The sequence below is a fragment of the Streptomyces sp. NPDC089799 genome (genome assembly GCF_040684755.1).
In the GTDB taxonomy this organism is placed as follows: domain Bacteria; phylum Actinomycetota; class Actinomycetes; order Streptomycetales; family Streptomycetaceae; genus Streptomyces.
The window spans coordinates 47,548-61,379 of the sequence record NZ_JBFBGR010000026.1; the positions used below are offsets into that span (position 1 = coordinate 47,548).

6 protein-coding genes and 1 pseudogene are annotated in these 13,832 nt (G+C 75.4%); all 7 read right to left on the minus strand.

Translation table 11 applies throughout. The annotated features are described in order from the left end of the window. Positions 1–37: 37 nt before the first annotated feature. Positions 38–3,202: a S41 family peptidase gene (locus AB0O36_RS25995; RefSeq protein WP_365114576.1), complete on the minus strand. Its 3,165-nt coding sequence runs from the start codon at positions 3,200–3,202 to the stop codon at positions 38–40. Positions 3,203–3,270: 68 nt separating this feature from the next. Then, complete coding sequence (locus AB0O36_RS26000; RefSeq protein WP_365114578.1) at positions 3,271–4,842, minus strand: SagB family peptide dehydrogenase; 1,572 nt, start codon at positions 4,840–4,842, stop codon at positions 3,271–3,273. A gap of 238 nt (positions 4,843–5,080) precedes the next feature. Then, a complete protein-coding gene (locus AB0O36_RS26005) occupies positions 5,081–7,111 on the minus strand; it encodes a TOMM precursor leader peptide-binding protein (RefSeq protein WP_365114580.1) in 2,031 nt (676 codons plus the stop codon). Positions 7,112–7,308: 197 nt separating this feature from the next. Further along, positions 7,309–7,455, minus strand: a complete 147-nt coding sequence (locus tag AB0O36_RS26010; RefSeq protein ID WP_365114582.1) for a hypothetical protein — start codon at positions 7,453–7,455, stop codon at positions 7,309–7,311. An 89-nt stretch (positions 7,456–7,544) separates the two neighbouring features. Further along, positions 7,545–9,704, minus strand: a complete 2,160-nt coding sequence (locus tag AB0O36_RS26015; RefSeq protein WP_365114584.1) for a YcaO-like family protein — start codon at positions 9,702–9,704, stop codon at positions 7,545–7,547. 204 nt (positions 9,705–9,908) lie between these two features. After that, entirely contained in the window at positions 9,909–13,043 is a 3,135-nt protein-coding gene (locus AB0O36_RS26020; RefSeq protein ID WP_365114586.1) for a lantibiotic dehydratase, read from the minus strand. Between the two features lie 345 nt (positions 13,044–13,388). After that, a pseudogene (locus tag AB0O36_RS26025) lies at positions 13,389–13,832 on the minus strand (DUF6278 family protein); the annotation flags it as partial.

Below are 13,832 nucleotides of genomic sequence, written 5' to 3' on the forward strand. Positions count from 1 at the left end.
GCTCCGCCCCCACCGCTCCGACCCCACCGCTCCGCCCTCACCACTCCGTCGGCGGCAGGGCGCTCGGCGGGCGTTCCGCGAGCAGCTTCAGGGCCTGGCGCACGGCCTCGTCGAGCTGGGGGTCCTGGTCCCGGGCCCAGTCGTGCGGGGCCCGGTCGACCTCGATGTCCGGTGCCACACCCGCGTTCTCCACGCTCCAGCCGGGGCCCTCGAACCAGGTGGCGAAGCGGGGCAGGATGAGGCCGGTGCCGTCCACCAGCCCGTGCAGCCATTCGATGGCCGTGAAACCGCCCCAGGTGCGGGTGCCCACGACGGGCCCGATGCCCCGGTGCCGCACCGCCAGCACCATGATGTCGCCGTCGGAGCCGGTGAACTCGTCGGCGAGGAAGACGACCGGGCCGCGCGGGGCGATGTTGGGGTACGCGTAGCCCGAACCGTTGCGCGCCACGCGCCAGCCGAACACCCGCTGGGCCAGGAGTTCCAGCACCTTCTCCGACAGTTCGCCGCCGGTGTTCTCCCGGAGGTCCACCACCAGCCCGTCGTGGACGGTCTGCGGACGCAGGTCGCGGTGGAGCTGCGCCCAGCCGTCGGTGGTCAGGTCCGGCACGTGCACGTATCCCAGCCGGCCGTCCGAGGCCGTACGCACGTGGTCGCGCCGTCCGGCGACCCAGTCGTGGTAGCGCAGGGTGCGTTCCTGCGCGAGCGGTACGGCCGTCAGCCGGCGCGGTGCGCCGCCCGGAGAACAGAGGGTCAGCTCCACCGGCTGTCCGGCCGTGCCGGTGAGCAGCGGTCCCGGGCCGGTGGCGGGGTCGACGGGCAGCCCGTCGACGGCCAGGAGCGCGTCGCCCGCCCGGATTCCGGCACCGGGTGCGGCCAGGGGCGAGCGGCCGGCGTCCGCCGATACGTCGCCCCGCGGGATGCGGGCGATGCGCCAGGTGCCGTCGGCGTCGCGCCGCAGGTCCGCCCCGAGGTGGCCCTGGGCCAGGGCGGGATCGACGGGGCGCGGCCGGGCGCCGACGTTGGCGTGGGACACGGAGCGTTCGCCGTGCAGCTCCCACAGCAGGTCGACCAGGTCGTCGTGGCTTCCGAGCCGGTCGACGAGCGGGCGGTAGCGGCGCAGGACGTCCGCCCAGTCGGTGCCGGGAACGTCCGGACGTGCGCTGACCTCCTGGAGCAGCCGCCCGTCCTCTTCGTACATCTGCCGCCATTCCGCCGCCGGGTGGACCGTGGCCCGTACCCGGGTGAGGTCCACGGCGGCCGCGGCCGGTCCGTCGGCTCCGGGGGCGTCCGCCGGCACCACGGTCAGCGCGTCGGCGGCGTCCCGGACCACCGCCCGGGTCCCGTCGCCGCAGACGGCGAAGTCGCCGACCCCGGTACGGGAGCGCACGGGTCCGCCCGCGGCGAGGTCCCAGCCCTCCAGGACGGAGTCGCCCGGCCTCGACGCCGGCGGCGGGAGCGGGTCGCGCAGCCAGAGCACACCGGTGGCGGTGGCCCGCAGCGAGCGGTAGGTGCCGGCGGCCACCGGGAACGCCTCGGCCCGGTCCGCCAGTCCCTCCTCCTCGATCACGACGGCGGGGGACGGGTCGTGGTCGGGGCGGTTCCAGGGCGCGAACGGCGAGGGCGTGCCGGCGGCCAGCGGCAGGATGTGGGGCCGTGTCCCGCCGGTGAAGGCCATCCCGAAGTCGTGTACCTGGTGCACGGGTTCGAAGGTCCGGGCGGAGAGGAAGGCGAGGTGGCGTCCGTCCGCGGTGAACGCCGGATCGGTGTCGCGGAAGCGCATGGGCGTGGCCTCGACGATCCGCCCGCTGCCGAGGTGGGCGAGCCTCAGCTGGCGCAACCGCTCCGGCCCCGGGTGCGACCAGGCGAGCCAGGCGGAGTCGGGCGAGAAGGTCACTCCGGTGACCTGGCCGTCCTCGCTGCGGTCGAGTTCGGTGACCCGGCCCGAGGCGACGTCGATCACGAGAACGCCACCGTGCAGTTCGGCGACGGCGAGCGTGGCTCCGTCCGGGGAGGGCACCAGTTCCAGGACGCGGGAGAACCGGCCCGGACCCAGCCGGGCGGCCCCGGTCCGTTCCGGCGTTCCGCCCGGGCCCTGCGGCCCGGTCCCGGCGGTGTCGAGGACCTCGACGCATTCGGTGCCGCCCGCGTCCGAGACCCAGGCGACCCGACCGGTGTCCCCGAGGAAGCACGGCAGCCGGTGCCGGACGCCCGGGGTCGTGCCCAGCGGCCGGGCCGGCCGCCGGTCGTGCGACACCCAGTGGGTGCCGCCCCGGACTTCGAGGAGGCTCGCGGAGCCGGTGCGGTCCGCGGCGAACGCGCCCAGGTGCCCGGCCACCGGGATCCGGTACGGGGTGAGCGCGGTGCGCGGTCCGCCGAGTCGGACCTCGACCCGCTCGGCCTCCGTCCCCTCCCCCAGTCCGGGAAGCAGCCGGATCTCCCCCGCGCACTGGTAGACCACCCGGTGGCCGTCGGTGGTCGCGTGCCGGGCGTAGAAGCCGTGTCCGGTGTGGCGGCGCAGGCCGGTGCCGTCCGGGAGGCTCGACCAGAGACGTCCGTTGCCCTCGTGGTCGGCGAGGAACGCCACCCGCTCGCCGACCCACAGCGGGCAGTCGGGGTTGCCGTCGACGTCCGGGTGGAGCCGGGTGAAGTGGCCGGAGCCGTCCGGGTCGATCCACAGCCGTCCCGCGGTGCCTCCGCGGAACCGCTTCCACTGCATCGGTTCCACGTACGTCGGGGTCTGGACCAGGACCCCGCCGCCGGGGCCGAGGGCCAGTCCGCCCACCGGGCCGTACGGGAGCCGTCGCGGCGCACCGCCGTCGACCGGGACGGACCAGGCCCACGGACGCCGTGGACTGGGCTCGCCCGCCGCGGTGATCACCAGCACGTCCCCGTCGGAGGTCCAGCCGGCGACCCGGGTGCGCCGGTCCCCCCAGTACGTCAGTCGGCGGGCCGGACCGCCGTCCGCCGGGGCGACGTACACCTCGGGGGCGCCGGACAGCATCGACGTCCAGGCGATGGCGGAGCCGTCGGGGGCGATGCGGGGGTGGCTGACGGGCACCCGGTCGACGGTGAGCCGGGTGGCTCTGCCGCCCCGGGTGTCGCAGGTCCACACGTCGTCCTCGGCGACGAACGTCAGGAGGTCACCGTGCAGGTGCGGGAAGCGGAGGTAGGCATCCGGGCGGACGGCGGACGGGACGGGCACGGACGCTCCTCGGAGGAGTGGGGGCGGCAGGAGGACGGGAGGCGGGAGGAAGAGAAGGGAGCGCGGGATCAGACGAGGCGGCCGTCGAGCGCGGCCGCGCCGGGGCGCGGCAGGCCGAGGAACACGCAGAGCTGGCTACGACGCCCCGCAGCGGTGAGACCGAGGGCCTCGTCGAGCGGCACCGGGTCGATGCCGAACACGATGCCCGAGGCCAGACCGAGGGCGGTGGCGGCCAGGTGCGCGCGCTGTGCGGCCGCGCCGGCCTCGGCGTTGGCCGAGCGGTAGGCGCGGGCGCCGTGCGCGGTGACGGCCCGCTCGGGATGCCAGTGCAGGACCAGCACCACGGGCACACCGGCGACGTCGTAGTTGTCCAGTCCGTAGAGGTCGCGGTCCAGGACGGACAGCGGGTCCCCCGGCAGGTGCTCCAAGGCGTGCGGCGCCGGGACGTAGGCGTATCCGCCCGCCGGGAGGCCCTCGGCCGCACGGACGACCACGGCGGCTTCCACGAATCCGCCGGACGCGGCCGGCGGCCGGGGGAACGCGGCTGCGAGTACGGCGGCCAGGGCGCTCGCGCCGAGGGGGCGGGAGGCGTCGATGCGTCCGGACGAGGAGGTCCGGGCGGCCAGCGTCGCCCGGCCGGCTCCCACCGCCGGTGCGGTGGCCGCTGCGGGCAGCGGCATCCGGTCGGCGGGTGAGCCACCGGGGGCGGGCGCGGCCGCTTCGGCTGCCTCGGCGGCGGGTGCGGTGCCCGGGTTCTGGGCGGTGGCCCGCCGGACCGCGTCGACCGCCTCGAACTTCCTGACCGTGCGCGACCTTTCGTGGTGCGCAGGCCGGACCGCCGGCGGTGGCACCGCAGTCCGCGCGGGGGCCCCGTCGGCGGCACGCCAGTCGAGGGGGACGACGGCGTGGACGGATTCCGCGTCGGGGTCGAGGCCCAGCAGGGCGTTGAGCGCGTCCTCGTCGAACCGGAGCCGGGGGCGGTGCCCGACGCCCCGGTCACGGCTCGTCAGCTCCCACGAGGCGAGGAAGGAGCCCAGGTCCAGGGTCGCCAAGTGGTAGGCGAGGTTGTGGTACTTGAAGGCGTTCTTCCACGGCCGCACGGTGCACAGCAGGAACTGGTCATGACCGATGGCGTCCGGCCCCAGCGCCGCCCGGACGGTCGCGGTCGGGTCGCCCGCCGTCAGGCGCTCCAGGGCGTGCAGGCCGGAGGCGTAGTGGTACACGCCGGGCGGGACGGGCCCGGACGGGCCCGCGGCCCAGTACACCTCCAGCGGATAGGTGCCGCCGCCGGAGGAGGCGCCCCTGCCCCAGCGGGGAGCGTGCGGCGCGGACTGTTCGGCGAGGTCCCGGTTCCAGTCGATCTGGCAGCGGCGGGCGAGTACGCCGGCCGTCGCCCGGAGGTCTTCGGCGAGGGCCGTCAGGTTCCGGCCCCCCGCCACGGCGGGCGCGGGCCCAGGGGGCGCGGTGGTGACGGCCGGGAAGGGCAGGGCGATGCGGACGGCGTCGGGGTGGTGGGTGTGCGGGAGGGGGCGGTCGTCCCAGTCCGGTGTGAACCCTTCGGGCTGGACCGGTTCGCGGAAGCGCCGGTGCACCGCGTCGACGTAGGCGAGGGTGGTGGCCCGTGCCGCGGGGGTGGTCATCGTCCGTTCCTCGCCTTGCTCGTCATGGTGCGCGTGTAGGTCGTCTCTTACGGATCAGGCCGGATCAGCTCGCGGCGTCCGGTGCCGTGCATCGCAGGGCGGAGGAGGGAGTCGACGTGGTGGGGACACCTCCCGGCGGTGGCCGGGGGACGTCGGTGACCGACGACGACGCGGCGAGGCGCGGTGCCGGGCGCCGCGAGCCCGGCCTGATCCGCGAGACACGACCTCGGTCGGCCGGTCACGCGAAGGGGTGCGGATGGCGGTGGACGTCCTCGTCCCGCAGCGGGGCGGGACGGCGCCCGGCCCGCCAGGACGCGGTGCGCAGCCGCGGGTGGTGCAGGGCCCGCTGCTCCTCCCAGCCGAAGTCGATGGGCACGAGGCCGGGGCCGAGGACGGCCGCGCTCCGCAGCCCGCACGCACGTTGCTCGGGACAGGTCTGGTCGACGACGATCACGTCCTCGGCGACGTCGCGGACCAGGTCCACGCATGTCTTCAGGTCGTCCAGCAGGTCCGCCGGGCGGGGGCCGCGGGCCTCCCAGTCCGCGAACGCCTCCGAGAGGGCAACGGGCCGGACCGGACCGTCCTTGCGCGGGCGCAGGTACGGGACGTGGCGCTCCATCTCCGGCAGGCCGTAGAGGAGGTCGTGGTCCTCCAGATCGCGTACGAGGCCGTAGTCGGCCGCCATGGCCCGGGCCTCGTCCGCGCGCGCCCCGATGGACCGCAGGTGGTGGGGCAGCAGGGAGGCGACCTCCTGGAGCGCCGAGTCGACGGCGTCGTCGGCGCTCAGGGCCGCGCCGGCGGAGAGGACGACGTTGCCGGGTCCCGGGCTGTGGCGGCGGACGAGGCACAGGACGGCCGGCACGGGCAGGTCGACGCGCAGGTCGAACAGCCTCACCTCGTACCCGAGTCCTTCGAGCCGGGCGCGCAGGGCCGCCCGGCGCGGGGTTGCGGTGGCGCTGTCGAGATCGATCTCCGGCAGGTGCTCGGCGCCGTACCAGGACAGCAGGAAGGCGTCGCGTTCGATCAGTTCCAGGAGACCGAAGAGGGCGGCCTCCTCCAGGCAACTGCCCGTCGCGGCGCCGTTGGAGTTGCTCGACAGCAGGGACTCGCCGCGCCGCCGGGGGCCGTAGTGGACGAGGTGCTGGGGGACGAGCACGGGGGCACCGTGCACCAGTGAGTGGCCCCAGACCCAGTCCGCCCGCTCCTCGGGGCGGAACGGCCGGTGCGTGTCCGGGTGGCGGGCGTAGAACTCCGGCGCGTACAGCACGGGGCGCGGGTCCAGTGCGGGCAGGCCCCGTGCGGTCAGCTCGTACAGGGACATGCGCGCGGCCGGGCCCCTCCCCCACGGGCGCTGGCCCGCATACCGTTCGAGGCCCTCGAACAGGGCCACCGTCTCGCTGCGTTCGTGGGTGTCGGTGTGCCCGGCCCAGGCGATCTCGTAGACGCCGCTGCGTCCGGTGCGCCGGCCGCCGAGGCGCAGCGAGCCGCTCACCGATTCGGTGACCGGGGAGTGGGTGTCGTGATGGGTCCGGGAACCGAGGGCTCCGCAGAGCGGGTTGACCAGGGCGTTGCGGGGCAGGTCGTACGAGGTCCAGTCGCGCAGCCGGGAGGCCCCGGGACGCGGACGGGGCCGGGAGGCGGGGAAGCCCTCCTGCGCGGGGGCGGTGCCGGGGGCCCGGCCGCCGCAGCGGGGGCATTCGGGATCGGCCAGCAGCGCGTGTTCCGTGACCGTGCCGTCGGTGGTGGACACCTCCAGCACGGTGGCGGGGGCGAGGCCGGTGGTGTCGGTGCGGGGCGTACGGGCGGCCAGGACGCGAAGGGCGGCGGCGACGGTGGGCGCGCTCCAGTGGTGGGGAACGGCCGGCCCGGGCCCTGCCGCGTGCTGGGCGGTGCCGGTCTCCAGGGCCTCACGCTCCCGGAGGGGGCGCAGCCGGGTCCAGCGTCGCTCCAGGCAGACGGCGCAGGGGCCGGCGGTGTCGGCGCTGCGGTGGACGGGGCCGACGACGACGGTCTCGCGGTAGAGGCGTACGGGGAAGACCGGTGTGCCGGGGCCGATCGGCCGGGCGGCGGCCGAGGGGGCCGGCGGGGCCGTGCCGGCCGGGTCCGGGGGGAGCAGGCCGAGGGAGCCGATCTCGACGGTTCCCTCGAAGTCGCCTTCGGCGCGCGCCAGTCCGGCGGTGGAGGGTGCGAGGAGTTCGCGCAACGCGTCCGCGAGCCGCTCCTGGGCGGCATCGGCCGCGCTTTCGGTGGGGAGCGTGACAAGGTGCATGGGGGTTCTCCGCGGACTGCTCGGCTTTCGGACCTGCCGGGCTTTCCGGCCTGCCGGGCTTTCGGGCTGGGCTCTCGGGCTGGGCTCTCGGGCCGGGGCTCTCGGGCTCGGGACTTCCGGCTCGGGATTTCGGGGAGCGGGGAACCGCGGTGGCAGCCGGAGCCGCCACCGCGTTCACCTCGTCAGCAGGTACCGCGTCAGGCGGACAGCTCCGGGGTGCGGCTGCAGGAACAGCAGGAGGAGAGGCTGCCGCACTGACGGGCGGCGGCCTGGACCTCGGTGGTCGCGGCCTCCAGCTCGAAGTCCTCGACGTCCAGGAGGTTGAGGTCGGAAATCGGGTTCATGATGTGACTCCTTCTCTACGTGTAGACAAAAGGGATCGATCCACCGGGGCGTGCCCCGGTGTCCCCCCGCGGTCGCCCGCGGGGAAGTCTCAGGGGGTGAGCAGGACGCGGCCCACCAGCACGGGTGCCGCGGCGCCGCCGAGGTCCGCCGGGGGCGTGCGGACGAGCAGGGCGTCGCGTCCGTCCGCACGGAGCCCGGACAGCAGACGGGCCAGCCGTTCGCGGTCGTCCTCCGGCTCCCCGGCCCCGGCCGGCTGCGACCCGGGGCCGGTCGCGGCCCCTTCGCCCAGAGGCCGGTCCGGCAGAGGCCGGTCCGGGGGCAGCGACACCGCCCGGCCGCCGTCCCCGGACGGGTGGCCGTACGGGACGTCGTCGAGCTGGGTGCGCCCTGCGAGTTCGAGGAGCGCGGTGCGCACGGCCTCCTCCCGGGTGGTGCCCGCGGCGGCCACCGTGACGGTCCGGTCCGGGCGCGCCAGGCGGGCGGTCATCACCCGGCATTCCCGGCCCGGGGCCGGGAGTTCGGCCACGGAGAGCCGGCCGGTCCGGGCGAGGCCGTGGACGAACGCGAAGCCGGCCGCGTCGGCCGGGGCCGCTACCGCGGGGGCCGGGGACGGTACGGTCCGGCCCCCGTCGTCAGCCTGGAGGGCCTCGTGCAGGAGCGCCGAGAGTACGCCCTCCAGCGCGACGTCGGTGAAGGTGGCGCCGGCACCGTACCCGGAGAGGTCCGGCGGGCCGTCGGCGGGGGCACCGCCCCCGACGAGCCCGGCGGGTACCCATACGGTCCCTCCGTGGACCAGGGACACGGCGGGGGTCCAGCGCGTGACGGCCCCGTCGCCCTCCTCCACGGGCAACGCGCGTTCGCCGTCGGCGGCGAGGGTCTCGCTCGTGCCGGACACGACGACGGCGGGCGCCGGCGACACGGCCGCGCTCCATCGCGCGGCCCGCTCCACCGCCGCGCACCGCGCGTCGGTGAGCGAGAGGGGGTGGAACCCCGCGAAGTCGGCGGATGCTCCGCCGGGTCCCGAGGCGCGGACGACACCGGCCTTGACCGAGACCTGCGGTACGGCGCCGTCGTCGAAGCGGTGCAGTGGGCCGGTCGCGGCGGCGAGGGCCGCGTCGGACCGTTCGTACCGTTCGTCCGAGCCTGACGGGAGGTCCAGCCGTCCCTCGGTGAGGGCGGTGAGGGCCGCCACGGCCTGCGGCGGCCCGGCGGCCGGTTCGGCGCAGTGGAGGCACCGTGGATCGGCGGGCAGCGGTTCGCGGCGGCCGGTCAGGGTGAGCGGGTCCTGGACCACGAGCGCGGATTCGAGACCTGACGGTTCCGCGCCGGCGAGGTGCCGGAACAATTCGAGGGCGAGTTCACTCCCGGCCGCCGCCAGGACCGCCGGATAAATCTCGGGAATTTCCTCCGATGAAATCCCGTGGGACATCCGCGCGAGTTTCTCCCGCGCACACCCCCAACAGGAGGTCCCTTTTCGGGGAACCAGGGGCCCCTTGACGAGAAATCTTCCGGACCGTTCCGCGGAGACGAATACGGCACCGACCGAACGGGTCCAGGAGAAGAGATCCTCGCGGAACTCGGCGTCCCCTTCCCCGGGAGTGAGGATGACGGCGTCCGGGGCTGGTCCGGCGCACCCCCGGTCCGGCGCGCCGACGGAGCCCGCGGGCAGCGGAACGACCCGGGCCGGGGTGCCTGCGCCGGCGAGTCCGGCGAGCTCGGCGTCCCACGGGGCGGGGACGGCCGCTTCGCCGCACCGGCCGCCGACCGTGATGTCCGTCGCCCCGTTGCGCAGGAGGGAGAGGACGGCGCTCGCGGCGTCCGGCCCGTCTCCGACGACCAGGACCCGGGCCGCACGCCACTGGCGGAAGCGCTCCCTGGGGCGTTCGCCGTCGTGCCGGAGGAAGGAGATCTGTTCGGCGAAGCGCTGCTCGACGGGCAGCGGCAGCAGGCCGTCCGGCTCCGGTTCGCGCAGCTCGACGAAGCCGGCGTCGCGCAGCCGGTCCAGGAGCCTGACGACCATGTCACGGCGCGTGGCGTCGAGACCTGCGCACAGCCCGGCCAGGTCACTGCCGACGGCCAGCCGGGGGGCGAGGGCGACGAGCCACCGGTAGACGGTCCGGCCCTTGAGGAAGGATTCACCCTTGGCTCCGCGCAGGAACACCCCGTCCGCGGTCTCGATGAACAGCGAGTCCTGCCGGAGGAAATATTCGATTCTCTCCGCCGAGGCGGATAATGCGATCTCGCTCATTTCCGTCCCCCCGGTCGCGTCTGCCCTTGATCCAGAACTCAACACGACTCGTTGCGATCATGCAAATAGTTCATAAAGCACAAATTTCTGCCGTATGAACAGCGGGACTTTCAGAGGAAGCTACATAAGGCGAGCCTGCGCAAGGGACGGAATTTCTCATTCCTGCGGGCTGCGCCCCGCCGGGGGCCGGCGGGGCGCCCCTGGTCAGCCGACGGTTTCCCGGCGAGCCGTCCAGGACTGGGCGGCCGAACGGGCCAGCCGCAGGCACTCCCGTTCCGAGTCCTCGTCGAGGCCGATCGCCCGGATGTGGTGCATGTGCAGCAGCGAGGCCAGTACCGCGTCCCGGTCCGGTGCCCCTGCACCGTCGAGCCGCTCCGCGTAACCGGCCACCGCCTCGGCGCGCAGCCGCCACGCCCGTACGACCTCCTCACCGCCCGGTGCCGAGCGCAGGACCGCAGGACCGTCGACCGGATCGGTGAGCCGCGCCGTCTCCTCCTGCACGGCCCGCTCCGGGCCGGGACCCGGCGCCCTGCCGACACCGGCGACCAGCCAGCGCGCCCCGGCCCGCGCCCCTCCGGTGAACGCGCGCGCCAGATCGGTGAGTCCGGCGGCCGTGAGTGCCGCGGGACTCACCCCTCCCCGGCCGGTGAGCCGTACCTGGGCGAGCGCGGCCGCGGAGTCGGCCGCGAACACCGCCTCGGCCGCCGCCATCAGAGGCCCCTGCCCGTAGCGCCCGGTTTCCGGGTAGTAGGTGTCCCACTGCACCCGGCCCGCGAGGCCGGCCCGCCGCAGGCCCGCCGTCCACGCGCCGATCCGCTCGAAGGAACCGTCGCCCGGCGAGACGGGGAACCTCAGCCGCAGATGGGGCTCCGGGTCCCGGTAGCGGACGAACCACCATGCGGGCGCCCCCTCCCACTCGTCCAGCAGAGCGGGCAGGTGCCCGGCGAGGATCTCCGCGTGCCGGGCCGGATGCCCGTAGAGCTTGAGGTACGCCCAGGCGGAGGCGCCGGGCAGGTGCCCGAACTCCCGTCCGGCCGCAGTGGCTTCGGCCGTCGGCGCCGACCGGACGGCCGTGGGGGCCGGGGCAGGTCCCGGCTCCGTGGGCCGCGGACCGGCCGTGAACGGCATGGCGATCTCGTGCGCGTGGCCGTCGAACCACCCCAGCGCCCCGGGTTCCGGGGCCTCGTGGAGCGTCACCTGCCCCGTCCGGTCGAGTTCCTCGCGCAACAGCGGAAGGTGGCCCGGTTCGTCGAGGTCGAGGCGCAGGCGGCGGTCGTCGTCCCCGAGGAAGACCGCCGCGGGCATCCGGAACCGGCGGCGCCAGGCTCCGAACGCACGCCCCCAGTCGTCGGAGGGGGAGCCGGTCGCGGGGAGGTCATCGGCCGGCACGGTCCAGCGGGCGGGCGCGAGGACGGTGCGCCCGTACCGGACGCGCGGCAGGAAGGGTGCGCGGCGGGCGGCGCCCCAGACGAACGGCGCGACGGACGCGCCGGCCCGGGGCAGTTCGCACAGGAACCTGGCCAGCGGCTGGGTGAAGCGGGTGGGCTCCACGGCGTTCAGGGTGGTCGGTTCGACGGTCCGTCCGGTGGAGGTGTCCACCAGCCGGAGCCGGTGGCGGTCACCGCTCACCGCGAGGGTGTCGACGCCCATGACCGCTGCCGTGGCCTCGGCGGCCGGTGCCCCGCCGGGGTCGCCGTACTCGGCGAGGGGGATCAAGTGCGGCAGCAGCGCCGGGACGCGGGCGATGTTCTCGGTGGCGACCAGCAGGGGCGGGCTGGACACCTGGGCCGCCCCGGCACCGGGCTCCTCCGTCGGCAGGGCCGCGTACAGCGTACGCGTACGCTCCCGGTCGGGGCCGTCCAGCAGGTCGACGAAGCGTCCGGTCGTGGTGCCCGCGGCCGGTGACAGGGCGCCGATGACGAGACGGAAGTCCCCTCCCGCCAGCGCCTCCCCGGTCGGTGCCTGGAGGTGGAAGTAGAGCTCCGTGTGGGCCGGAGCGCGGAACGCGGCCGGTGCCGGGCCCGCGAGCGCGTCCAGGGCCCGGTCGTCGAGCACCACTTCCCGCGCGCCGTCGACGGCGGCCCGCTGGGCCAGGGCGATCAGGCGCTCGTCGCGGCGGGTCAGCGCCGTACCGGGGGGCTCCAGGACCGAGCCCTGGTATCCGGCGGGCCAGCCGAGACCGGTCTCGCCGTCGAGGAGTTCACGGACCGGGACCACGGCGCCCAGGCCATAGCGCTCCAGGAACCGCTCGTGGTAATCCCGCCACTCCGGCGCGCCGGACGGGTACGGCGTCAGCCGCGTCAGCGCCGCCACCGCCCGCTCGGCCTCCCGGGCCACCGGCTCCGGAAGGGTCAGCGCGCAGTCGAGGAGCAGGTCGACCATCAGCGGGTGGTCCGCGGTGTCCGAGAGCGCCCGCATCCGTGTGACGATCCCGGCCCGGAGCGCCGGACGGTCCTGCGGGGCGACCGTGTTGTGCCGGTCCACGTCACGCCGGAGGGCGGTGAGGTCCGTCAGGATCGGCGCGACGGCGGGAATCGTCCCCGCCGCGGCCTCCGTGAGGTGGTCGACCAGGTGGCCGAGGGCGTCGGTGGCCGTCATGGGCGCGCGCAGAGCGGTGAGCAGGACGCGCCGGGACACGAGTTCGGCCAGGAGCCGCTCGACGGCCTGCGGCGGGGTGCCGGGGTACTCGGCGGCCAGCTTCCCGGCGAGGTCGCCGACGGTGACCGGTAACCGGGCCGCGTCCCGTACCAGTTGCACGGCCCGGGTGTGGCGGACCGTCACCTCCGTCGCGCCCTGCCCCGCTCCGTGGGCCGGCTGCTGGAAGGGCACCACCAGCCGGCCGTTGCGGACGAAGGCCGTGTTGTCCGCCATGACCGGGAGCCTGAGCAGCAGTTCCGGGCAGGCTTCGAGCCGGGTGACGACGCCGGCGAGCCAGCCGGCCCCGGCCCGCACCACGACCCGGTGCCGCTCGCCCCAGCGCGCCTCGGGCACCCCTCCGACGCGGGCGGGCGCGATGCCGGCGAACAGCCCGAAGGGGGTTGCCCGGTGGCCCATCCGCAGCAGGTAGCGGACCATGGACACCACCGTCCGCCGTACCTGTTTGGGCCGTACGGTGCGGCCCGCGCACACCTCGCGCACGCCCCGCGCCAGCGCCGGGCTGGCCACTTCGACGGCGTCTGCCACCCCGTCGTACGTCCAGACCTGCTCCAGCCACCGCCGCCACGGCCCGACCTGCGCCTCCGAGGCGCCGTCGAGCGCGGGCCAGGGCGGGAGTTCCCGGTCGCCCGGCACCGCGGCGGCCCGTACCAGGGCCGCGTCCACGCATCTGTACACCCGCATTCCCCCACATCCTCGCGATGCGGCCGGTGCGGGGGCAGGCTGCCCGGCATCCTCCGACGCCCGGCCGCCGGACGTGCCCGGGACACGCCCTGGGCACCGAGCCCCGACAGTACAACGTTTTGTTGAAAAATAGGCTGCCGGGACGTCCTCCACCGCTCGGCGTACCCGTCGGGAGGAGGCGGCGCGCCGGCGTACGGCCGCCCTACGGCGACGACATCCGGCGCGACGGCACCGGCCGACGAAGCCCTACCCGGCCACGCCCTGCTCCTCGGTCGGCTTCCTCGGCCCGTCCAGCCCCGCGGCCGGGCGGGCCACCCTGTGTTTCCGGCCCGCCGGCCCCCTGGCCTCGGCGGCCTCCGCGTACATCTGGCAGAGCTCCGGGGAGCCGGTCATGGCCCAGGCCACCCCCGCCTCGATCACGTTGAGTTCGCAGCCTCCGGCCAGCCGGACGTAGGGCTGGCCGCCCGGCCAGATCTGCCAGGCCGCGCCCGGCACGGTGCGGACGATCACCGTGCCGAGGTAGAAGCCGGCGTCGTTGCCCAGCCAGGGCGTGTTCTCCGGATCCCGTCGCCAGCGCGGCATCAGCTGGTCCAGGGCCTCCAACGAGCCCGGGCTCCCGTCCAGTTCCAGCCCGTCCGCCCTCGCCTGGACGCGCAGCATCTCGCACTCCGAGAAGAGCTCGCCGATCCCTTCCGGGTCCTCCGCGAGTGCCACGGCCAGCGCCGCACCCCGCCCGGTCTCGTGCCGATTCGTACGATTCAGCCAGTTGTCCAGGAAAGGGATGTTCAT